Source organism: Rhizobium sp. Root482 (genome assembly GCF_001426565.1).
In the GTDB taxonomy this organism is placed as follows: Bacteria; Pseudomonadota; Alphaproteobacteria; order Rhizobiales; family Rhizobiaceae; genus Pararhizobium.
The window spans coordinates 420,518-441,850 of sequence record NZ_LMFA01000012.1; the positions used below are offsets into that span (position 1 = coordinate 420,518).

At 63.0% G+C, this 21,333-nt stretch carries 20 protein-coding genes and 2 tRNA genes; 14 read left to right on the forward strand and 8 right to left on the reverse strand.

The genetic code is table 11. The features are described from left to right. Window positions 1–7: 7 nt before the first annotated feature. Complete coding sequence (locus ASD31_RS10030; protein ID WP_056332382.1) at window positions 8–910, reverse strand: LysR substrate-binding domain-containing protein; 903 nt, start codon at window positions 908–910, stop codon at window positions 8–10. Window positions 911–969: 59 nt separating this feature from the next. On the opposite strand from ASD31_RS10030, the gene ASD31_RS10035 reads away from it, so the two are divergent. Continuing rightward, window positions 970–1,203, forward strand: a complete 234-nt coding sequence (locus tag ASD31_RS10035) for a hypothetical protein (protein WP_244483804.1) — start codon at window positions 970–972, stop codon at window positions 1,201–1,203. On the opposite strand, the gene ASD31_RS10040 is transcribed toward ASD31_RS10035, so the two are convergent. From ASD31_RS10040 to ASD31_RS10055, 4 genes are all read right to left on the reverse strand, one after another. Then, entirely contained in the window at window positions 1,204–1,824 is a 621-nt protein-coding gene (locus tag ASD31_RS10040; protein ID WP_056332385.1) for a glutathione S-transferase family protein, read from the reverse strand. Window positions 1,825–2,029: 205 nt separating this feature from the next. Continuing rightward, window positions 2,030–3,037 (reverse strand): asparaginase, encoded by a 1,008-nt coding sequence (locus ASD31_RS10045; protein WP_056332386.1) that lies wholly within the window; start codon window positions 3,035–3,037, stop codon window positions 2,030–2,032. Between the two features lie 405 nt (window positions 3,038–3,442). Beyond that, a complete protein-coding gene (locus ASD31_RS10050) occupies window positions 3,443–4,441 on the reverse strand; it encodes an NAD(P)H-quinone oxidoreductase (RefSeq protein ID WP_056332388.1) in 999 nt (332 codons plus the stop codon). A gap of 105 nt (window positions 4,442–4,546) precedes the next feature. Further along, window positions 4,547–6,343, reverse strand: a complete 1,797-nt coding sequence (locus tag ASD31_RS10055) for a bifunctional diguanylate cyclase/phosphodiesterase (RefSeq protein WP_056332390.1) — start codon at window positions 6,341–6,343, stop codon at window positions 4,547–4,549. A gap of 205 nt (window positions 6,344–6,548) precedes the next feature. On the opposite strand from ASD31_RS10055, the gene betI reads away from it, so the two are divergent. The 8 genes from betI (at window position 6,549) to ASD31_RS10095 (ending at window position 16,457) form a co-directional block, all read left to right on the forward strand. Then, complete coding sequence (betI, locus tag ASD31_RS10060) at window positions 6,549–7,151, forward strand: transcriptional regulator BetI (RefSeq protein WP_056332392.1); 603 nt, start codon at window positions 6,549–6,551, stop codon at window positions 7,149–7,151. Then, window positions 7,148–8,671, forward strand: coding sequence for a choline-sulfatase (gene betC, locus ASD31_RS10065; RefSeq protein ID WP_082520499.1), 1,524 nt, complete (start codon window positions 7,148–7,150; stop codon window positions 8,669–8,671). The genes betI and betC overlap by 4 nt, the downstream gene beginning before the upstream one ends. Window position 8,672: 1 nt before the next feature. After that, window positions 8,673–10,136 carry a betaine-aldehyde dehydrogenase gene (betB, locus tag ASD31_RS10070; RefSeq protein ID WP_056332394.1) on the forward strand — a complete coding sequence of 488 codons (1,464 nt, stop codon included), beginning with the start codon at window positions 8,673–8,675 and terminating at the stop codon, window positions 10,134–10,136. Between the two features lie 187 nt (window positions 10,137–10,323). Continuing rightward, window positions 10,324–11,976: a choline dehydrogenase gene (betA, locus tag ASD31_RS10075; protein ID WP_056332396.1), complete on the forward strand. Its 1,653-nt coding sequence runs from the start codon at window positions 10,324–10,326 to the stop codon at window positions 11,974–11,976. A 181-nt stretch (window positions 11,977–12,157) separates the two neighbouring features. Next, a complete protein-coding gene (locus ASD31_RS10080) occupies window positions 12,158–12,931 on the forward strand; it encodes a phosphoadenylyl-sulfate reductase (protein ID WP_056332398.1) in 774 nt (257 codons plus the stop codon). Window positions 12,932–12,976: 45 nt separating this feature from the next. Further along, on the forward strand, window positions 12,977–13,930 hold the full coding sequence (cysD, locus tag ASD31_RS10085; RefSeq protein ID WP_056332400.1) for a sulfate adenylyltransferase subunit CysD: 954 nt from the start codon (window positions 12,977–12,979) through the stop codon (window positions 13,928–13,930). Next, window positions 13,930–15,438, forward strand: a complete 1,509-nt coding sequence (cysN, locus tag ASD31_RS10090) for a sulfate adenylyltransferase subunit CysN (RefSeq protein WP_056332402.1) — start codon at window positions 13,930–13,932, stop codon at window positions 15,436–15,438. The genes cysD and cysN overlap by 1 nt, the downstream gene beginning before the upstream one ends. A gap of 308 nt (window positions 15,439–15,746) precedes the next feature. Next, window positions 15,747–16,457 (forward strand): acyltransferase, encoded by a 711-nt coding sequence (locus ASD31_RS10095; protein WP_162251149.1) that lies wholly within the window; start codon window positions 15,747–15,749, stop codon window positions 16,455–16,457. 159 nt (window positions 16,458–16,616) lie between these two features. On the opposite strand, the gene ASD31_RS10100 is transcribed toward ASD31_RS10095, so the two are convergent. Then, window positions 16,617–16,693 (reverse strand) — tRNA-Pro (locus ASD31_RS10100). A gap of 322 nt (window positions 16,694–17,015) precedes the next feature. On the opposite strand from ASD31_RS10100, the gene ASD31_RS10105 reads away from it, so the two are divergent. The 3 genes from ASD31_RS10105 (at window position 17,016) to ASD31_RS25400 (ending at window position 18,287) form a co-directional block, all read left to right on the forward strand. After that, window positions 17,016–17,423: a hypothetical protein gene (locus tag ASD31_RS10105; RefSeq protein ID WP_056332406.1), complete on the forward strand. Its 408-nt coding sequence runs from the start codon at window positions 17,016–17,018 to the stop codon at window positions 17,421–17,423. Between the two features lie 393 nt (window positions 17,424–17,816). Beyond that, window positions 17,817–18,101 carry a hypothetical protein gene (locus tag ASD31_RS10110; RefSeq protein ID WP_056332408.1) on the forward strand — a complete coding sequence of 95 codons (285 nt, stop codon included), beginning with the start codon at window positions 17,817–17,819 and terminating at the stop codon, window positions 18,099–18,101. Between the two features lie 9 nt (window positions 18,102–18,110). Next, window positions 18,111–18,287, forward strand: coding sequence for a YegP family protein (locus ASD31_RS25400; RefSeq protein ID WP_082520500.1), 177 nt, complete (start codon window positions 18,111–18,113; stop codon window positions 18,285–18,287). 337 nt (window positions 18,288–18,624) lie between these two features. Here ASD31_RS25400 and ASD31_RS10115 read toward each other — a convergent pair. After that, a tRNA-Gln gene (locus tag ASD31_RS10115) sits at window positions 18,625–18,698 on the reverse strand. A 228-nt stretch (window positions 18,699–18,926) separates the two neighbouring features. Here ASD31_RS10115 and ASD31_RS10120 point away from each other — a divergent pair. Together ASD31_RS10120 and ASD31_RS10125 are read left to right on the forward strand one after the other, a co-directional pair. Then, on the forward strand, window positions 18,927–19,223 hold the full coding sequence (locus tag ASD31_RS10120; RefSeq protein ID WP_056332410.1) for a cupin domain-containing protein: 297 nt from the start codon (window positions 18,927–18,929) through the stop codon (window positions 19,221–19,223). Window positions 19,224–19,234: 11 nt separating this feature from the next. Beyond that, window positions 19,235–20,170, forward strand: coding sequence for an MBL fold metallo-hydrolase (locus ASD31_RS10125; protein ID WP_056332412.1), 936 nt, complete (start codon window positions 19,235–19,237; stop codon window positions 20,168–20,170). Between the two features lie 16 nt (window positions 20,171–20,186). Here the strand turns inward: ASD31_RS10125 and ASD31_RS10130 are convergent, their stop codons facing one another. Beyond that, window positions 20,187–21,095, reverse strand: coding sequence for a DUF1499 domain-containing protein (locus tag ASD31_RS10130; RefSeq protein WP_056332414.1), 909 nt, complete (start codon window positions 21,093–21,095; stop codon window positions 20,187–20,189). Window positions 21,096–21,333: the final 238 nt, after the last annotated feature.

Below are 21,333 nucleotides of genomic sequence, written 5' to 3' on the forward strand. Positions count from 1 at the left end.
GGCGTCTTCACGAAAAGCCGAGATCTCTCATGGTTTCGGCAATCTCGTCGCGCACCCATTGCTTGAAGGCGAGAACGGTTCCGGTCTCGCGGCGAGAGGGCGGCGTAACGAAATAATGCGCGAAGCCGGTTTTTGCCCGGACCTGATAGGGCATCACCAGCCGGCCATCGGCGATCGACGTGCCGGCCAATGTCTGCCAGGCGAGCATGACGCCCTGTCCGGCGATCGCCGCATCGAGACAGAGCGAGGCATCGTTGAAACTGTGCCGCACAATCATCTGGCTGCCGGCCAGCCCGACTTCGCACAGCCACGTCTCCCAGGTGAACATCGAATGCGCGTCGATGACGGCCGGCACCGACACGATATCTTCCGGCTCGCGTAATTTTTCCGCCATCGCCGGTGAGCACACAGGAAAGACCTGCTGTTCGAGCAGCAGCTCGACCCGGGCGCCCGGCCAATTGCCCCTGCCGACGCGAATGCCGATATCGACATCGGAAGCTTCCAGATTGACGAGGCTGGTGGTGGCATCGATGCGCAGGCGGATATCGGGATGCCGGGCGGCGAAGCGATCAAGCCGGCTGACCAGCCAGCGCGCGGCAAAGACAGGCGCCACCGAGATCGTCAGGATCGTCTCGTCGCGCTTGCGGGCTGTGGCGACGGCCTTGTCGAGCACCTCGAAACCGGCCGTGAGGCGCGGCAGTAAGGTCTCGCCATAGGGCGTCGCGACGAGACCGCGCGGACTGCGCTCGAAGAGCACCCGGCCGAGCTGCTTTTCCGTCTTGATGACTTGCTGGCTGACGGCACCGATCGTGACCCCCAGCTCCTCGGCCGCCGCCTGCAGTGAGCCGTGACGGCCGGCGGCTTCCACCGCGCGCAGACCATTGAGATGAACCGAATTCAGGTCTTTCATATAGATTTTCTATACGCGAGCGTTGGCATTCTCAATTGAAAAGCGCAGAAAACAGTCGGATGATCGCCACATCAACGGAAGATGGTGAGGCCATGACGAAGATTTTCTCCATGCTCGACCAATTACTGCCGCACGCCGCCCATGATGGGGAAGATGCAGCGGAAACCTGGATCAACGATCTCTTGCGCCACCCGGACATTGCCCGGATGGATGCACGCGAACTGGGCGACCTGCCCTTCCCGGGCGACACCTCCCACAGGAGACCGCAGGCTAAAGCCTGCCATGGCTGCTGATCAGCCCGCCGCCGCCGACAGAGCGGCCTTGACCGCCGGGCGCTCCGCCATCCGGTCCCGGTGGGCGAGAACCTTCGGGAAGCGGGCGATATCGACGCCATCGCCTTCCAGCCAGCCAGAGATGGTGAAAAGATAGGGATCGGCGATGGAATAGGTCTCACCCATCACATAGGGGCCGGCGATCATGGTGTTTTCGATCAGTTCGAAGCAATCGCCCATATTGGCCGTGACCTTGGCCGCCATGGCTTCCTGCGCGGCCGGATCATCGGCCCAGCGGCTGGCGCGGCGCTTATGCGCATGGGCGACATGGACGGTGGAGCAGAGATAGGCATTGAAAGCCTGGATGCGGGCGAAATCGAAGGCGTCCTTCGGAATACCGACCGCCGAGCCCGGGAAGCTCTGGCCGATATAGGCGAGGATGGCGGGCGTTTCCGTCAGCACGCCACGGTCTGTGGCGAGCGCCGGCACGCGGCCCTTGGGGTTGAGACGCAGATAGTCCGGCGCACGCTGCCCGCCGGCCTTGAAATCCACCTTCTCCGCCTCGTAGGGCGCGCCCGTTTCCTCAAGCGCGATATGCGAGGCGAGCGAGCAGGTCGCAGGGGCGAAATACAGTTTCAACATGCTGGGTCTCCATCCCTTTGGCAGCACTGGCCCTTTGGCAGCACTGGCCCTTCGGTCCTCTAGCCGGTGCGGACCGGCCTTCGCGCCTGTGATAGCAACCGGGCCGGTTCATGGAAAGCCGGCTTTGCGCCGATCACGCCAAAGTGGTCGCAGCCGGACGCATCCCTCCGAGACCCGGGCCATGTTGCGCAGGCTTTGCCTTGGCTCAGGCGGCGAAGGCGGGCGATACGCTTATATCGCCGACATGAATGCCGTTCCAGTTCTTCATCCCATGATTGGCCTCAGCCATCAGCTTTTCCCGCAGGTCCGGCTCGTCGGCAAAGAAACGGGCGAGCGTAGCGGCGACCATGGCTTCGGCGGCGCGGGTGGCGCCATCCTCGCATTTGAGAGCAATGGCGATGCCCTTTTCCGGAATGGCGGCGCAGAAGACGCCTTCCGCGCCGGTCTTGGCGAAGATGCGGCCGGGGGCGACCTGCATCAGCCGGGTGCAGGCGCGCTTGCTGCCGGCGACATAAAAGGGCTCGGCCATGCAGGCCTCGATCAGCCGCTTCGAAGCCGTGGCGCGGACCGGATCGAGGCCGCGACCGGTGGCCATCCTGGCAAAACCGTGGGCAAGGCCTTTCAGCGGCACCGCATAGGTGGGGATGGAACAGCCGTCGATGCCGCAATTGTCATGGCCGAGAACGGCGCCGGTGAGGCTTTCCATGGCGCCGCGAATTTCGCGCTGGAGGGGATGGTCATAGTCGACATAGCCCGCCACCTCCTCGCCGGCATGGCAGCAGGCGCAGACGAAGCCCGCATGTTTTCCCGAGCAATTGTTGTGGAGCGCCGTCGGATGATCGAGCGTGCGGGCCTGGCCGATAATCGTATCCTGGTTGAACGACCAGTGCGCGCCGCATTCCAGCGCCGAGACATCGCGACCGGCAGCGGCCAGCATTTCCGCCGCCATCGCCACATGTTCCGGCTCGCCATTGTGGGAAGAGCAGGACAGGGCAAGCGCCCGGTTGCCGAAACCATAGGCATCGGCGGCGCCGCTCTCGATCAGCGGCAGGGCCTGCATGGCCTTGCAGGCCGAGCGCGGAAAGACGGCGGTATCGACGTCACCCAGCGAAAACACGGTCTTGCCATCGCCATCGACGGCGATCACGACGCCGCGGTGACGGCTTTCCACCAGATTGCCGCGCGTGGCTTCGACCAGCACCGGATTCGACATTTTTTCCACCCTCGATTGTTTGCTTCCTCGCCCTGTCTCTTAGACCAAGAATCTCGCCGGCAAAACCCCGCGCGAACCGTCTTGCAGGCGTCCTGCTTTTCGGAGGCCGGATCGGACGGCGCGGCGTCAATGGCGCAAAACCGCCAGTTCCCGGAACGCAAAAAGGGCCGCCGGAGGCGACCCTTCATGAGTTTTGGCCAGGTAACAGGCCCGGAGCGTATCAGAGACACGCCCCGCAGGAAGGCTGGTTCAGAACGAGGGCTGCCTCGTCGTCTCCACCACAATTCCCATGCCGGTCACGAGGTTCGAAATCTCATTAGACACTGGATCACCTTCCTTTCGTTTCGTTGATGTTGGCCTAAAGGTAATCCGATTCGGAGACTTTGCAAGAGTGCTAGCCGGATTTCAGAGCGTCAGGACGATCTTGCCGATATGATCGCCGGCTTCCATCAGCCGGTGCGCCTCGGCGACATCAGCAAAGGGAACGACCGCATGCATGACCGGCGCGATGTCGCCATCCTCCAGGAGCGGCCAGACATTATCTTCCAGATCGTCGCGGATGGCTTCCTTTTCCACCGCCGTGCGCGGCCGCATCGCCGAGCCCATGACATGGAGACGTCGGGTGAGAATCGGCTGGATACTCGCCGCCTCGACCTTGGCGCCGCCGAGAAAGGCGATGATCGACAGGCGGCCGTCCTTGGCGAGCGAGGCGATATTGCGCTCGAAATAGGGAGCGCCGACCATGTCGAGAATGACATCGACGCCGCGCCCGCCGGTTTCCTCGAGGATGACCGCCTTGAAATCCTCGTTGCGATAATTGATCGCGCGCCTGGCGCCAAGCGCCAGGCAGGCATCGCATTTCGCCTTGCTGCCGGCGGTGACGAAGACCTCGGCACCGAAGGCGCGGGCAAGCTGGATGGCGGTGGTGCCGATGCCGCTCGATCCGCCGTGGATGAGGATCTTTTCGCCTTCGACCAGATCGGCCATCTGGAAGACATTGGCCCAGACGGTGAAGAAGGTTTCCGGCAGCGCGGCGGCGCGGGCGGCATCGAAACCCTTGGGCCAGGGCATGGCCTGCGTTGCCGGGAGCGTGCAGAATTCGGCATAGCCGCCGCCATTGGCAAGACCGCAGACCTTGTCGCCGACGATGAAGCCTTCGGCGCCCTCACCCATGGCCACCACTTCGCCGGCCACTTCCAGTCCGAGCACCGGGCTCGCGCCCGGCGGCGGCGGATATTTGCCGAGGCGCTGCAATATATCAGGACGATTGATTCCGGCGGCCTCGACCCGGACGAGAATGTCGCCGGGGCCAAGATCCGGCAGCGGCCCGCGGGCGAGAACCATATTTTCCGGCCCGCCGGGCGTGGGCAGATCGACATAGGTCATTTCGGTCGGCAGCGTCACGGGGCTCTCCTTGCATAGATCGTCACCAACTATCTACCGCGCCGGGCCAGAAGGGCAAATGATGGTTTCGCCGGGACGGCACATATCAATCTCACCGCACATAATTCATGCGCCAAACAGGTCGAAGACCAGGCCCTCCTCGCTCTCCTTGGCCTGCAGCTTGACCTCGGCGATCCGGGCGCTGACGGCCTGCGTATCGGAAAACACGAAGCCTTCCGAGAGCGCGAGCACGGCGATGGAGCAGCGCATCAGCGGGAATGTCGCGGTTTCCCCATTGCGGCCATGGCCGGTCATCAGGCCTGCGGCCTGGTGGTCGGGCGAATAGAGCTGGCGCACATCGGCGCGGAATTCCGCCAGCATCCGCCGCAGCACCGCCTCCACTTCCGCATGGGTTGCACCGCTGATGCCGATGAAGAAATCGTCGCCACCGACATGGCCGAGAAACTTCTGCTCGCCGATGAAATGACGGCGCATCAGCGCGGCAAACAGCGAGATGGCGAGATCGCCCTTCTGAAAGCCATAATGATCGTTGAAGGGCTTGAAACTGTCGAAATCGCAATAGCAGAAATAGCGCGCCTCATCGCCGTCGAGAACCGCATCCTGCACATAATCGCGGATGGCGCGGTTTCCCGGCAGGCCGGTCAGCGGGTTCTGGTCCTGCGCGGTCTTCAACTGCTTTTCGCTGATGATCTTCAGCAGCGAGGCGGCCGACAGGATGCCGGCATAACGCATGTTTTCCGTCACGATCACGCAATCGGCGCCGTCCATGCCGGCAAAGATCCGCAACATCTCGTCGGCCGGCGCCTCGAGGTCGGCGATCGGCGCCGGCGTGACGAAATGGGCGATATGGCGCTGGTACATGTGGTTCTTGAGCAGATCGCGGCCGAAGGGATGATAGATCATCTCCTTGACGTGATATTCGTGCAGTACGCCGCGCGGCTCTCCATTGGCGTTGAGGACGGGAAAGAAACTGCGCTGCGGCGAATGGCGGAACAGTTCGAAGACCTCGTCCAGATCACCGTTCTCGCGCAGCGCCGGCACCTGCTCGATCTGCTGGCGGATGAGGATGCCGTCGAGCGAGGTGGAATGACGCCGCGCACCGCCGCTTGCCTCCAGATGCGGATAGACCGGCTGCAGATCGGAAAAATGCACGGTCGGGCGGGCGACGAAATAGCCCTGCACCAGATCGCAACCCAGATCGCGGCAGGTGGAAAACTCCGCCTCCGTCTCGACGCCCTCGGCGATCACCCGGGTTCCGAGCACATGGGCGGTATTGACGGTATGGCGCACGAGATGGCGCTTGCGCGGGCTGGATTCGATCCCGGAAATGAAGTGGCGGTCGATCTTCACATAATCCACCGGCTGGTCGCACAGCAGCTTCAGCCCGTTGAAGCCGACGCCGAAATCGTCGATCGCCAGCTTGAAGCCGGCAAGCCGCAGCCGCTGCACCAGCCCGGCGAAATCCGGCATCTTGCCGCCGTCGAAACGCTCGGACAGTTCGAAGCAGATCGAAGACGGCGGGATGCCGGCGCGCTTGAGATGACTGCCCAGCCTCTCGACCACATCGCCCTCGAGGCCGATCAGCCGGCTGTCGAAATTGACGAACAGGGTGCGCGAGGCAAAATCCGGCAGACTGGCAAAGCCGGCGAAGGCGCGGGTGTTGAGCATATGTTCCAGCGCCAGGAGCTGGCCGGTCGATTCCGCCTTGTCGAGGAGTTCGAGCGGCGAGGCAAAGCCCAGCCGCTCATAGCCGCGCATCAGCGTTTCATAGCCGAACACCGCTCCCGTGGCGATTTCGGCGATGGGCTGGAAGGCATTCTCGATCGCCAGCTTGGCCAGCGTGACGATCTGGTCGTCACCGAAGCGGCGAAGCGATAATATTTCGGCGGAAACGGCGGACATGCAGGGCTCCGGAAGCGACGGGACATCGCGCGAAACATCGTGCCCGAGACCTGAATTTTCCGTTGCCCCAATGTGACATATTGATGAAACTTTCACGACCTCGCGAACCGGCATCTGACGCGCGACCGGGTTGCAGTTTTTTGTTGATTGATGGATCAATCAAAATACATTAGCGTAGCCGGAACAGCAATCGGGAGGATCGTTCGTGCCGAAGGTCGGGATGGAGCCGGTGCGCCGCAAGGCGCTGGTGGACGCGACATTGCGGGCCGTGGGCGACCACGGATCGTTGACCGTCACCATGTCGGAAATCGCCCGGCATGCAGGCGTCTCGGCGGCGCTGGCGCATCATTATTTCGGCTCGAAGGAACAACTGGTCATCGAGACCATTCGCAGCCTGCTGCGCCAGTTGCGGACAGACACGGTCGCCGCGATGGGCGCTGCCGCAACGCCGCGCGAAAAACTGTCGGCAGTGATCCGCGTCAATTTCCAGGCGCACCAGTTCGCCCCGGAAACGGTCGCGGCCTGGCTTGCCTTCTATTCCGAGGCCCAGCGCTCCGAAGAGACCCGCCGCTTGCTGGTGCTCTATGCAAGACGGCTGCGCTCGAACCTGATGGCGAATTTGAGACAACTGTGCCCGGCCGACGACGCCGCGCGGATCGCCGAGGGCGCATCCGCGATGATCGACGGACTTTACCTGCGCCAGGGGCTGAAATCCGCGCCCGTGAGCATCGAGGCCTCGATCGCGCTGACCGAAGATTACCTGACAGCCCATTTGCGGCCCTTTACGGGCCGAGGAGACGAGCGTTGAGCAAACCCAATATTCTCATCATCATGGTCGACCAGTTGAACGGAAAGTTCTTTCCGGACGGTCCGGCGGATTTTCTGCATGCGCCGCACATGAAGGCGCTGGCCAAGCGTTCGGCCCGCTTCCGCAACAATTATACCTCCTCGCCGCTCTGCGCACCGGCCCGTGCATCCTTCATGGCAGGGCAATTGCCGAGCCGCACGCAGGTCTACGACAATGCCGCCGAATTCGCCTCATCGATCCCGACCTATGCGCATCACCTGCGCCGGGCCGGCTACTATACGGCGCTATCTGGCAAGATGCATTTTGTCGGACCGGACCAGTTGCACGGTTTCGAGGAGCGGCTGACGACCGACATCTATCCCGCCGATTTCGGCTGGACGCCGGATTATCGCAAGCCGGGCGAGCGGATCGACTGGTGGTATCACAATCTCGGCTCCGTCACCGGCGCCGGCGTGGCCGAAATCACCAACCAGATGGAATATGACGACGAGGTGGCGTTCCTCGCCAACCAGAAGCTCTACCAGCTTTCGCGCGAACGCGACGACGCGGCCCGCCGCCCCTGGGCCGTGACCGTGTCCTTCACCCATCCGCACGACCCTTACGTGGCGCGGCGGAAATTCTGGGATCTCTACAATGATTGCGACCAGCTTTCGCCCGAGGTCGGCGATATCGCGCTCGCCGACCAGGATCCGCATTCGCAGCGCCTGATCCTTGCCTGCGACTACCAGAACTTCTCGGTGACGGAGGAAGACATCCGCCGCTCGCGCCAGGCCTATTTCGCCAATATTTCCTATCTGGACGAAAAGGTCGGCGAACTGATCGATACGCTGACGCGCACCCGCATGCTCGACGATACGCTGATCCTGTTCTGCTCGGACCATGGCGACATGCTGGGCGAGCGCGGCTTGTGGTTCAAGATGAACTTCTTCGAGGGCTCGGCCCGCGTGCCGCTGATGATCGCCGGTCCCGGCGTCGAACCGGGCCTGCATCTTGCGGCAAGCTCCAATCTCGACGTGACGCCGACGCTCTGCGACCTCGCCGGCATTTCCATGGACGAGATCATGCCCTGGACGGACGGCGAAAGCCTGGTGCCGGTGATCCGGGGCGAGGAGCGGAGCGCGCCGGTGGTGATGGAATATGCCGCCGAGGGCTCACAGGCGCCGCTGGTCTGCATCCGCGAGGGCAAGTGGAAATATATCCATTGCGTGCTCGATCCCGACCAGCTCTACGATCTCGAGGCCGACCCGCTGGAACTCTCCAACCTTGCCGGGGTGCCGGCGCATGCCTCGACGCTCCGAGCCTTCCAGGCGATGCGCGATGCGCGATGGGACATGGAGGCCTTCGATGCCAGCGTGCGCGAAAGCCAGGCGCGGCGCTGGGTGGTCTATGAGGCGCTGCGCAACGGCGCCTATTACCCCTGGGACCACCAGCCGCTGCAAAAGGCCTCCGAGCGCTACATGCGCAACCACATGAATCTCGATAATCTCGAAGAAACCAAACGCTATCCGCGAGGGGAATAGAATGCGCGCCCAACCGAAAGCCTCTCACTTCATCGATGGCGACTATGTCGAGGATGCCGACGGCGCCGCCTTCGACAGCCTCTATCCGGCCACCGGCGAGGTGATCGCCAGGCTGCATGCCGCGACACCCGCCATCGTCGACAGGGCGATCGCGGCGGCAAAACGGGCGCAGCCGGAGTGGGCGGCGATGAGCCCGACGGCGCGCGGCCGTATCCTCAAGCGCGCGGCAGACATCATGCGCGAGCGGAACCGCGAGCTGTCGGAGCTGGAAACACTCGACACCGGCAAGCCGATCCAGGAGACCATCGTCGCCGACCCGACCTCCGGTGCCGATGCCTTCGAATTCTTCGGCGGCGTCGCGGCGGCGGCGCTGAACGGCGAGCATATTCCGCTCGGCGGCGACTTTGCCTTTACCAAGCGCGTGCCGCTCGGCGTCTGCGTCGGCATCGGCGCCTGGAATTATCCGCAGCAGATCGCCTGCTGGAAGGGCGCGCCGGCGCTGGTTGCCGGCAATGCCATGGTGTTCAAGCCGTCTGAGAACACCCCGCTCGGCGCGCTGAAGATCGCCGAAATCCTGCACGAAGCCGGCCTGCCGAAGGGGCTTTACAACGTCATCCAGGGGGATCGTACGACCGGGCCGCTGCTCGTCAACCACAAGGACGTGGCCAAGGTGTCGCTAACGGGCTCGGTGGAGACCGGCCGCAAGGTGGCGGGCGCCGCCGCCGCGAGCCTCAAGCATGTGACCATGGAACTCGGCGGCAAGTCGCCGCTGATCGTCTTCGACGATGCCGACCTCGAAAGCGCCATCGGCGGCGCCATGCTCGGCAATTTCTATTCGACCGGCCAGGTCTGCTCCAACGGCACCCGCGTCTTCGTGCAGAAGGGCATCAAGGAGAAATTCCTTTCGCGGCTGAAGGAGCGTACCGAAAACATCGTGATCGGCGATCCGATGGACGAGGCAACGCAGCTCGGCCCGATGGTCTCCAGGGCGCAGCTCGACAAGGTGTTTTCCTATATCGGACAAGGCAAGGCGGAAGGCGCGACGCTCGTCACCGGCGGCGGTATTCCGAATGCGGTTTCGGCCGCCGGCACCTATATCCAGCCCACCGTCTTTGCCGATGTTACCGACGAGATGACCATTGCCCGCGAGGAGATTTTCGGACCGGTCATGTGCGTGCTCGACTTCGACAGCGAGGACGAGGTGATCGCCCGCGCCAACGCCACCGAATTCGGCCTCTCGGCCGGCGTCTTCACGGCAGACCTCACCCGCGCGCACCGCGTCGTCGACCGGCTGGAGGCGGGTACGCTGTGGATCAACACCTATAACCTTGCCCCCGTGGAAGTGCCGTTCGGCGGCTCCAAACAGTCGGGCTTCGGCCGGGAAAACTCGCTTGCCGCGCTTCAGCACTACACGGAGCTGAAGAGCATCTATGTGGCCATGGGGCCGGTTCAGTCGCCGTATTGAAACAGAGGCCCCTTATCCGGCCTATCGGCCACCTTCTCCCCGTAAACGGGGAGAAGGGACAAGCGGCCAACTCCGTCGTCCCCTCCGCGCCTATGGGGAAAGGGCAAACGTCAAGCTCCGTCGTCCCCTCTCCCCGCCTGCGGGGAGAGGGTTAGGGTGAGGGGCATTTTTATCTGGGAACACCGCCATGCAAAACGCAGATTTCATCATCATCGGCTCCGGCTCGGCAGGATCGGCGCTGGCCTACCGCCTGTCGGAGGACGGGAAGAATACGGTGCTGGTGCTGGAATATGGCGGGTCGGATCTTGGGCCGTTCATCCAGATGCCGGCGGCGCTGGCCTGGCCGATGAGCATGAAGCGCTACAATTGGGGCTATCATTCCGAACCGGAGCCAAACCTCAACAACCGGCGGATCACGGCTCCCCGGGGAAAAGTGATCGGCGGGTCCTCGTCGATCAACGGCATGGTCTATGTGCGCGGCTCGATGGAAGACTTCGACACCTGGGAGGAAATGGGCGCGCGCGGCTGGGCCTATGCGGATGTGCTTCCCTATTTCAAGCGCATGGAGAATTCCGATGGCGGCGAGGACGGCTGGCGGGGTACGGACGGGCCGCTGCATGTCAAGCGCGGCAGCTTCAGGAACCCCCTGTTCCACGCCTTTGTCGAGGCCGGCAAACAGGCGGGTTTCGAACTGACGGACGACTATAACGGCTCCAGGCAGGAAGGTTTCGGCCTGATGGAGCAGACCGTTCACAATGGCAGGCGCTGGTCGGCGGCATCGGCCTATCTGAAGCCGGCGCTGAAGCGGCCGAATGTGCGGCTGCTGCACTGCTATGCCCGGCGCATCGTCATCGAGAACGGCCGCGCCACCGGCGTCGAGATCGAGCGCGGCGGCAAGATCGAGGTGGTCACGGCCACCCGCGAGGTGATCGTTTCGGCCTCGTCGTTCAATTCGCCAAAACTTCTGATGCTGTCGGGCATTGGTCCGGCCGATCACCTGAAGGAGATGGGCATCGAGGTGAAGGCCGACCGGCCGGGCGTCGGCGCCAATCTGCAGGATCATATGGAGTTCTATTTCCAGCAGATTTCGACCAAGCCCGTATCGCTCTATTCCTGGCTGCCCTGGTTCTGGCAGGGCGTGGCGGGCGCCCAGTGGATGTTCACGAAATCCGGGCTCGGCACCTCCAACCAGTTCGAGGCCTGCGCCTTCCTGCGCTCGGCCCCCGGGGTCCGGCAACCGGATATCCAATATCACTTCCTGCCGGTCGCCATTTCCTATGACGGCAAGGCGGCGGCCAAGAGCCATGGCTTCCAGGTGCATGTCGGCTACAATCATTCCAAATCGCGCGGCAACGTCACTCTGCGTTCGCCTGATGCGAAGGCCGACCCGGTCATCCGCTTCAACTATATGAGCCATCCGGAGGACTGGGAGAAATTCCGCCACTGTGTAAGGCTCACCCGCGAAATCTTCGGCCAGCAGGCCTTCGACCAATATCGCGGCCCGGAGATCCAGCCCGGCGAGGCCGTGCAGAGCGACGACCAGATCGACGCCTTCCTGCGCGAGCATCTGGAGAGCGCCTATCACCCCTGCGGCACCTGCCGGATGGGATCGAAGGACGATCCGATGGCGGTGGTCGATCCGGAAACGCGGGTGATCGGCGTCGATGGGCTGCGGGTCGCGGACTCATCGATCTTCCCGCGCGTCACCTACGGCAATCTCAACGGCCCCTCGATCATGACCGGTGAGAAGGCCGCCGACCATATTCTCGGCAAGCAGCCCCTGCCCCGCAGCAACCAGGAGCCCTGGATCAATCCGCGCTGGGAAACCAGCGACCGATAGGTCTGCCCCTCAGTGGTAGTCGTCCTCGCGCTGGTGGCGGGACAGAACTACCAGGTTTTCTTAGTTTAATCCGCTTCGGAGAGATATTTGCTCTGATCCCCTGTCTTTGGAAATCCGTTTTTCTGTTCTTCGCCGCCCATGGCTGCGATAGTCCGGGACAACAGAACCAGGATTTCCTCCCATGACATCCGCATCCCTTGAAGACCGCGCCGAAGCGCTGAACCGCCAACTGCAGGGCCTTGATCTTGCCGGTCGGCTGGCGCTTGTCGCGGCATCGGGCGGCAAGGCCGTCTTCACCACCAGCCTCGGCATCGAAGACCAGGTGATCACCGCCGCGATCGGCACGAACAAGCTCGGCATCGAGGTTTCGACCCTTGAGACCGGCCGTCTGTTCACCGAAACCGTCGCGCTGATCGACCGGACGGAAGAGACCTACGGCCTGATGATCCGGCGCTTTTTCCCGGAACAGGACGATATCGACGCCTATGCCGCCCGCTATGGCATGAACGGCTTCTACGACAGTATCGAGGCCCGTCACGCCTGCTGCGCCGCACGCAAGGTGAAGCCGCTTGCCCGGGCGCTGGAAGGGGCTTCCTACTGGATCACCGGCCTGCGCCGCGGCCAGTCCGGCAACCGGGCCGAGACGCCCTTTGCCGAGGCCGATACGGAGCGCGGTCTGATCAAGATCAATCCGCTCGCCGATTGGGATATCGAGACGATCCGCGCCCATGTCGAGGCGCAAGCGATTCCGGTCAACCCGCTGCATGCGCGCGGCTATCCCTCGATCGGCTGCGAGCCCTGTACCCGCGCCATCAAGCCCGGCGAGCCCGAGCGGGCCGGCCGCTGGTGGTGGGAAAACGACGAGACGCGCGAATGCGGCCTGCATGTGGCCGAAGCCGCCGCCCCGCAAGCCGGCGCCCAATCACCGATCCTGGCCAGCATCATTGCGCGATGAGGCGCTAGACTTGCCGGCCAACCAGACTTCTCCCGGAGACTTGTAATGCCCAGTATCCTTCCGGAAACGGAACTGCACAATCCGCAGACGACAAAGACGCCGCTCGATCCGCATCTGAAGGCGCTCGAGAACGAAGCCATCCATATCTTCCGCGAGGTCGCCGCCGAATTCGACAAGCCGGTGATGCTCTATTCGGTCGGTAAAGACAGCTCCGTCCTCCTGCACCTGGCGCGAAAAGCCTTCTATCCCGGCCGCGTGCCCTTCCCTCTGCTGCACGTCAACACCGGCTGGAAATTCGCCGAGATGATCTCGTTCCGCGACGAGATCATCAAGACATACGATCTCGACCTGATCGAGCACGTCAATCCGCGCGGTGCCGCCGAAAACGTCACCCCCTTCACCCATGGCTCGGCGCTCTATACCGACATCATGAAGACGGAAGGGCTGCGCCAGGCGCTGGATGCCGGCGGCTATGACGCGGCCTTCGGCGGCGCGCGGCGCGACGAGGAAGCAAGCCGCGCCAAGGAACGCATCTATTCCTTCCGCACGCCGGACCATCGCTGGGACCCGCGCAACCAGCGGCCGGAACTCTGGAACCTCTATAACGGCATGATCCGCAAGGGCGAGAGCGTGCGCGCCTTCCCTCTGTCGAACTGGACCGAGGTCGATATCTGGCGCTACATCCAGGCCGAGGACATCCCGATCGTGCCGCTCTATTTCGCCAAATCCAGGCCGGTGGTCGAGCGCGACGGCATGACGATCCTGGCCGAGGATCCGCGGCTCGAACTTCTGCCCGGCGAGATCAAGCGCGACGAGGTCATCCGCTTCCGCACGCTCGGCTGCTTTCCGCTGACCGGCGCCATCCGCTCTGAGGCGACCACGCTCGACGACATCATTTCCGAACTGGAGACCGCGACCGTTTCCGAACGCCAGGGCCGCGCCATCGACCGTGATCAATCCGGCTCGATGGAAAAGAAAAAACGCGAAGGATATTTCTGATGAGTGTTTCCGCAACTGCCCAGATCGGCACTCTCGAAGCAAAGACCGGAACCGTCTCCGCTTTTCCGGCGGTCGAAGGCGCGCGCGCGCTGCGCGACACGCGCCCGCTGCGTCTCATCACCTGCGGCAGCGTCGATGATGGCAAGTCCACCCTGATCGGCCGGCTGCTCTGGGACACCAAAGCGGTGAAGGACGACCAGGCAGCGACGCTCCGGCGCGATTCGGGCCAGCAGAACGATCTCGGCCTGCCCGATTTCGCGCTGCTTCTGGACGGGCTGCAGGCCGAGCGCGAACAGGGCATCACCATCGATGTCGCCTATCGCTATTTCGCCACCGACAAACGCTCCTTCATCGTTGCCGATACGCCCGGCCACGAGCAATATACCCGCAACATGGCGACCGGCGCCTCCACGGCCGATCTCGCCGTGCTGCTCGTCGATGCCCGCGCCGGGCTTCTCGAACAGACCCGCCGGCATGCGACCATCGCCACGCTGATGGGCATCAAGCAGTTCGTGCTCGCCGTCAACAAGATCGACCTGATCGGCTACGACCGCGCCCGCTTCGACCAGATCAGCCATGAATTCCGCGAACTGGCGCTGTCGCTCGGCGTGCGCCAGATCACCGCCATCCCGGTTTCGGCGCTGAAGGGCGAGAATGTCGTCTATGACGGCAGCGCCTCCATGCCCTGGTATGACGGCCCGACGCTGGTGGAGGTGCTCGAACTGGCGACGGTTCGCTCGGCCCAGACGGTCGGCTTCCGCCTGCCGGTGCAGCGTGTTTCGCGTCCCGGCGAAAGCTTTCGCGGTTATCAGGGCACGGTTGCCGGCGGCGCGGTGAAGCCGGGCGATTCGGTCGTCATCCTCCCGTCCGGCATGGTCGCCAATGTCGCGAAGATCGTCACTTTCGATCTGGTGCGCAATGCGGCGGTGGCCGGCGACGCGATCACGCTGGTGCTCGACCGGCAGGTGGACGTGTCGCGCGGCGACATGATCGTTTCCCTCGACAGCCAGCCGCAGACCGGGCTTTCCTTCGATGCGCAGATCGTCGCGCTACAGGCCGACGGCATCCAGCCGGCCAAGCGCTACTGGCTGAAAAGCGGCTCACGCCGCCAGCGCGTCACCATCCAGCCGACGAGCCAACTCGACCTGAAGAGCGGTAAGTGGAACGCGCATCGCGAAACGCTGCCGATGAACGCCATCGGCAAGGTGCATCTCTCCTTCGACGAACAGGCGATGTTCGACGCCTATGAGCAGAACCGCATCACCGGCGCCTTCATCCTGATCGATCCCGACACCAACAATACGGTGGCCGGCGGCATGATCACCGCCAAGCGCTCCTCGCTTTCCGGCATCCATACCGAGGACAACCGGGTGATCCTGTCGCTGCCGGCCGATCTTGCCGACCAGCTGATGGCGACCGAACTGTTCGCCGCTCGCCGCGAGGAAGCCGACATCCGCCGCCTCCCCGCCGGCAAGGCAAACGACGTGCTCGCCGGTATCGACAACTGAGGCGAGCGAAGGCGTCAGGGCCGGTTCCGTACCAGAGGAGAGTTTACCCCCCTCTGTCCCTCCGGGACATCTCCCCCTCAAGGGGGGAGATTGGCCGCGCGCTCAGTGCCTACCTTACGAAAGCCCTCAAGGGAAAAGAATGATCTCCCCCTTGAGGGGGAGATGTCACACAGTGACAGAGGGGGTAAAGCCCCGCGGCACAAGCGGACCGTAACCTGCCTCACGATATTCAAGCACCGCGCACTTGATGCCTTCGCCAGCGACATTGTATGGAGCATGCGAACCGCTGGTCGCAATGCGAGGTTGCCGTGAACAATCCGACAGAATGGCTGGAGTTTTCAGAGAGATTTGCGGTCGATAACGAGATCGTCGGCACGCCGGCCAGAATGAGCGACAGCTGCGCAATCAAATTCAAGGGCAAGGGCAACAGGCTCGTCATCGAGGACGGTGTCGAGTTTGCCCGGGTGACGCTGAAATTCATCGGTGACGGCAATACCATTCTGTTCCGTCGCGGAAGCCGGCCGTCCGGTGTGTTTACCGTGGGCGGCAAAGGCACGATCGAGGTCGGCGAGCGAACCCGCATGAACAAGCCCTGCTGGTTCCAGGCCATCGAAGGCAGAACGATCACCATCGGCGCGGAATGCCTGCTTGCCGATATCCGCGTGCGGACATCCGACGTTCACAGCATCCTCAGCACCATCACCGGGCGACGCCTCAACCTCGCAAGGGACGTGGCCATCGGCGAGCGCGTCTGGATTGCCGAAAAGGCCCATGTCTACAAGGGAGTGACGATTGGAGAGGGCTCGATCATCGGCGCCCATGCGATCGTGGTGAAAGCCATTCCCCCCGACTGTCTCGCCGTCGGCAACCCGGCGCGCGTGGTCAAGGAGAATGTCACATGGGTGAGGAAACTGCTCGGCCCCGAGGGAGATCCCGGCAAGATCAAATCCGCCGTCATTCACGGCGTCACCCTGGGCGCCCAACTCTTGGACAAAGCCCGCCGGGGCCGTTCGTCCTAGAGCGCCGTTTCCCTTAGTTGTAACCCAAGCGTCCGGCGCCTTGAGGTTCCGCCCCACGCAGCCGCCGATCCCGAATGAAAGGCCGTTCACCATCCGCCGAACGGTACGAAGACCACATGGGCGGAGAGTGTCGTATCTTATGGATGTAAGGGAATAAGCTGGTCGGAGTGAGAGGATTCGAACCTCCGACCCCGTCGTCCCGAACGACGTGCGCTACCAGGCTGCGCTACACTCCGTGACCAGCGGCGCTTCTATAGAACAGCATTTTCCTTTCCACAAGCGGCAAAGTGGAAAAATCGCCAGCCGCCTGAAAACAATGGGATAAGCGCTGGCAGGTGGCCGGTCCATGGGCGCTCTCGAAGCCACCGGCCAGGCGCGTCCGGCTGGCACCTTTCAGCAACGCTTGCGAATTTATGCGCGTGCGCACATCCAGAAATCGCCGTGCCGATTTTCTTTCCGCGCATTTAGCGCTAGAGGCAGATGAAAGCTTGGCCGCCCGCTTTTTGCGAGCGGTCGGCAGACCCATTTTCAGAACGAAAACCAAAGGAACGCGTAGAGATGAACTTCCGCCTGTTGACCGTGGCCGGCCTTGCGCTGGCGCTTGCCGGATGCACGACCGTGGGGCCGGCCAGAAACGCCGTCGAAAGCCGCTGGAACGGCCAGCCGGCCGGCACTTTCTTCGCCAAGTTCGGCCCGCCGCAAGCGGATGTCGAAAGCGGCCAGAACACGATCTATTCCTGGAAGGGCGGCTACACCAAGCGCAAGGTTCCGGCGCAATATGCCGAGGGTGTCGACGGCAAGAAGGGCAAGCGGATCGCCCCTGCCCGCACCGAATTCCTCAGCTGCTCGGTCCAGCTCACTGTTTCCTCCGACTATACGATCCGCTCGATCAAGGTTCTCGGCGACCGCAAATCCGCAACCGGCGCAAGCTGGTGCGACGAGTTCCTGGGTGGTGACGCGAAATAGCCGGGGCACTGTAACGACCGGGCAAGCCACTCGCCGGTGAAAACCGGCGGGTGAATCTCTCGCAAATCTCTCTCAGCCTTGATTGACAGTCCTGCTTGAAGACGAGAGGCCGGACCTGCCCGGATGCGCGCAATAGGCGATGATGAACCGACCCCGACAAGCACAGCCGGCAATCAAGGCTGATGCTCCGTCATGTAGAATCACTCCCTACCCCAGAATCAAATGCCTTACGGTCTCCGTTGATCCGGTTTCCAGACCTGCGATACGGAATCTCGCCACATGACACGTCTTGCGGAGTGCGGCTTGCATTGGTCCTCCGACGGATAGTCAATCCTTGACTTGAAAGTCTTCATCTTCTCTGCATGATGGTCTTTGTTGCTAGAGGGGGATTCCATGGAACAAATCTTGATGAACCTTGTCGCTGGGGCCATCGGCGGAAATGCCGCCGGAAAGGCTTCTTCGAATTTCGACATCGGCACAATCGGCAATACGATCGCCGGGGCTGTCGGCGGCGGCGTGTTGGGGCAGATCATAACACTTCTGATTCCCGCTATTACCACCGCTTCGCAGGCTGGCAATCTGAGCCTGGGTGGCATTGTAAGTCAGTTGATCGCGGGTGGTGCAGGCGGCGCGTTGCTGACGATCATCATCGGCGCAATCAAGAATCGCACTGCATAGGAGAAGACAATGGCTCATAAATTTGAAATCTACAAAGACAAGGCTGGCGAGTTCCGTGTTCGCTTCAAATACAATAACGAAGTGATGTTTGCGACCGAGGGCTACGCATCCAAGGCCAGCGCAGAAAATGCCATTGCCTCGATCAAGAAAAACGGCCCGGAAGCGCCGACTGAAGACAATAGCTGATCGGTTATAATGCAAAGGCTCGCCGAAGGTGTTTGGCGAGCCTAAATGACCGGTGCAGCGGCAAGGTCGTCAATCGCTGGCTCTTCCCGTCGAGCTGGCGTTGCGCCAGGACACCGCTGCCAAGCCTAGCTCTCATCCTTCATGCCGAGAGCCTTCACGGGCTCCTTTTCCAGCGATTCCCATAAAAGCGAGCGGCAGATATATTCTCCCGGAGCGGTCTGCTCCACGCCGGAGAAGGCAGCCTATATGTGCCATGCTCCTGTGAAACATCCACAAAGCCGTAGCACCTGAAGTTCCCCGCGCTACCTGAGAAACTGAAAATAAGATGAAAAATATCTGGCTGGGGCGCCTGGATTCGAACCAGGGATGGCGGTACCAAAAACCACTGCCTTACCGCTTGGCTACGCCCCAGCATCCGGCGCGGACAGCGTCCGGCCAAATCGAAAGCCGGTTTAGCAAAGGTGAAAGCGAGCGACAACGGCTAAGTTTGGCTTTGCGCCGATTTTTGTCGGGCAAGGCCTTTGGAATGCGCCTCAGCCTGTGGTCGGCGTGGCATCGAAAAGCCGAGGGACGGATAGCCGAAAGCGTTCCAGTTCTGCAATTTCTGCGCTAGGGTCGAATGACAATCCGGAGACCGCCATGAGCATTTTTCGTGCCCGCCCGCCTGCCAAGCCAACCCTGCTTCTCGATGACGAGATGGTGCGGATCACCCGCTGGGATTTCGAGCCGGGGGCCGATACCGGCCATCATGTGCACGGCATGGGCTATGTCGTCGTGCCGATGACCGACTGCCGGTTTCTTCTTGAAGAGCCGGGCGGCGAGCGGCGGGTGGATATCGCCAAGGGGCAAGCCTATCGGCGCGAGGCCGGCGTCGAGCACAATGTCGTCAATGCCGGCACGGACTTCATGTCGTTCATCGAGATCGAATACAAGTGAAGAGACGGCGCATGAAGGGGACCGGCTCCGATCTCGGTTTCGACCTCGATTTCAAGCCCGCCCACGGCGAACCCGTGCCGGTGGCCGATGGCATCGAGCGCATCACCGTCAACAATCCAGGCCCCTTCACCTTCCACGGCACCAACAGCTATATCGTCGGTGGCAGGTCGGTGGCGGTGATCGATCCGGGGCCGGAGGACGAGGCGCATTTCCAGGCGCTGATGGCGGCGCTCAAGGGCCGCGAGGTCACCCATATCGCCGTCAGCCATACGCATCGCGACCACTCGCCGCTTGCCCGCCGCCTCAAGGCCGCAACCGGCGCGCTGATCGTCGCCGAGGGGCCGCACCGGGCCGCAAGGCCGCTGCATGAAGGCGAGACGAACCCTTTTGCCGAAAGCTCGGACATGGATTTCAGACCCGACATCGCCCTTGCCGATGGCGACCGGGTGGAGGGCGACGGCTGGTCGCTGACGACCATCCTCACACCCGGCCATACCGCCAACCACGCCGCCTTCGGACTTGAAGGGACCGGCATCGTCTTTTCCGCCGATCATGTCATGGCCTGGGCGACGACGATCGTCGCGCCGCCGGACGGATCGATGAGCGACTACATGGCCTCGCTCGAAAGCCTACTTGCCCGCGACGACCGGCTCTACCTGCCCGGCCATGGCGGGCCGGTGGTGGAGCCTTCCGCCTATCTGCGCGGCCTCAGGGCCCATCGGCGCATGCGCGAGCGCGCCGTGCTGGAGCGGGTGCGGGCCGGCGACGCGGCGATCCCCGACATGGTCCGGGCGATCTATGCGACCACCGATCCGCGCCTGCACGGTGCCGCGGCCCTGTCGGTCCTTGCCCATCTCGAAGATCTTCTGGAGCGCGGCCAGGTGGAGACCGACGGCGCGCCCCTGCTCTCCGGCACCTATCGCCTGGCGCCCGGCGGCGCCAGTTAAGACGGGGCAACCGGCATCAGTCCCCGGCGATCCCCAGAAGCTCGGCATCCAGCGCATGCAGGAACCGGTCGGCGAAGCCGGCGCCGAGGCCAAGCTCGTGCGCGCCGTAGCGGGAGGCCACCCGCATGTCGACGAACGTGGTTTCCGCCTCTTCCCTCAGCCGGATCAGCACATCGAAGCGCAGGCCGACGATCAGCGTGCGCCACTCGCCCTGCAGCAGGATATCGGTCGAGCGATGGCCGGGCGGCAGGATGTCCGGTTCGGCACCTGGCCGCGACAGCGGGATCGGCACCTCCTCCGGCGCGCTGTCATTGGGGGCGGAACCGGCGGGCGTGGCCGGGAGATCCGGCAATTCGGCCTGCGCATTCTCGGCGCCTTCCTGCGCGGTGATGGTGATCCCCTGCTTTTCGGCAACGATCTTGACGCCCTCAAAGACCCGGTCGAGCGCGCCGTCATAGCGCCGGCCAGAGAGAGCCGGATAGGCGGCAAGCTGGGCCTTGCGATCCTGCGCCGTTACCGTGCCGGGACGCTCGAGCCAGCCTTGGCTCGCATCGGGCGGCGTGATCCAGGGCGGCGGCGTATCGATATCGGTGCTGACATCATAGATCGCCGGCTGCCGGAAATAGGCGATAAGGGCGGCACCGGCAAAGCCCAGCGGCACGGCCGCATAGAGTAGAGCGACGAAGGAAGCGATGCCGGCCACTGCGGCGACCTGCCAGAACCGGATGAAGCCGATGACCGACAGCACCACGGCAAGGCAGGCAAGGCCTGCAGAAAACACCGCCAGCGCCGCGAAATTGGGCGTGGCGAGCGGGCCGAAGCGGTGGGCAAGCAGAGCCGCAACGAACAGGCCGAAAGCAAAGCGTGCGATCCTGCGCGCCCAGTGGGCCGCGTGCGAGGTCGGACGCTCATACCTGATCATCATCTGACAGAATCAATCCCTGTGGTCCGGCTAAGGTAGCCTTGTTCCTGTTTAGAACAGGATGACGAAAGCTGTGAAGCAGTTTTCGCCAAACGGCGCCGTCGCCAGTTGCCACAGGGCCGCTCCGCCGTCCGCAAACCCGGCAAACCGGGCTGCGCCGCAAATTCGCCATTCTCCCTCATCATGTCTTTTTCACGGGGAAAGCTTAAACACCGGCTCCATGCGGCATTGGACCGGCCAA

Excerpts from the sequence above, each read along its gene's own strand:
- ASD31_RS10030 (WP_056332382.1), bottom strand. The coding sequence starts at position 910 with ATGAAAGACCTGAATTCGGTTCATCTCAATGGTCTGCGCGCGGTGGAA.
- ASD31_RS10035 (WP_244483804.1), top strand. The coding sequence starts at position 970 with ATGATCGCCACATCAACGGAAGATGGTGAGGCCATGACGAAGATTTTC.
- ASD31_RS10040 (WP_056332385.1), bottom strand. The coding sequence starts at position 1,824 with ATGTTGAAACTGTATTTCGCCCCTGCGACCTGCTCGCTCGCCTCGCAT.
- ASD31_RS10045 (WP_056332386.1), bottom strand. The coding sequence starts at position 3,037 with ATGTCGAATCCGGTGCTGGTCGAAGCCACGCGCGGCAATCTGGTGGAA.
- ASD31_RS10055 (WP_056332390.1), bottom strand. The coding sequence starts at position 6,343 with ATGTCCGCCGTTTCCGCCGAAATATTATCGCTTCGCCGCTTCGGTGAC.
- betB (WP_056332394.1), top strand. The coding sequence starts at position 8,673 with ATGCGCGCCCAACCGAAAGCCTCTCACTTCATCGATGGCGACTATGTC.
- betA (WP_056332396.1), top strand. The coding sequence starts at position 10,324 with ATGCAAAACGCAGATTTCATCATCATCGGCTCCGGCTCGGCAGGATCG.
- ASD31_RS10080 (WP_056332398.1), top strand. The coding sequence starts at position 12,158 with ATGACATCCGCATCCCTTGAAGACCGCGCCGAAGCGCTGAACCGCCAA.
- cysD (WP_056332400.1), top strand. The coding sequence starts at position 12,977 with ATGCCCAGTATCCTTCCGGAAACGGAACTGCACAATCCGCAGACGACA.
- cysN (WP_056332402.1), top strand. The coding sequence starts at position 13,930 with ATGAGTGTTTCCGCAACTGCCCAGATCGGCACTCTCGAAGCAAAGACC.
- ASD31_RS10105 (WP_056332406.1), top strand. The coding sequence starts at position 17,016 with ATGAACTTCCGCCTGTTGACCGTGGCCGGCCTTGCGCTGGCGCTTGCC.
- ASD31_RS10110 (WP_056332408.1), top strand. The coding sequence starts at position 17,817 with ATGGAACAAATCTTGATGAACCTTGTCGCTGGGGCCATCGGCGGAAAT.
- ASD31_RS25400 (WP_082520500.1), top strand. The coding sequence starts at position 18,111 with ATGGCTCATAAATTTGAAATCTACAAAGACAAGGCTGGCGAGTTCCGT.
- ASD31_RS10120 (WP_056332410.1), top strand. The coding sequence starts at position 18,927 with ATGAGCATTTTTCGTGCCCGCCCGCCTGCCAAGCCAACCCTGCTTCTC.
- ASD31_RS10125 (WP_056332412.1), top strand. The coding sequence starts at position 19,235 with ATGAAGGGGACCGGCTCCGATCTCGGTTTCGACCTCGATTTCAAGCCC.
- ASD31_RS10130 (WP_056332414.1), bottom strand. The coding sequence starts at position 21,095 with ATGATGATCAGGTATGAGCGTCCGACCTCGCACGCGGCCCACTGGGCG.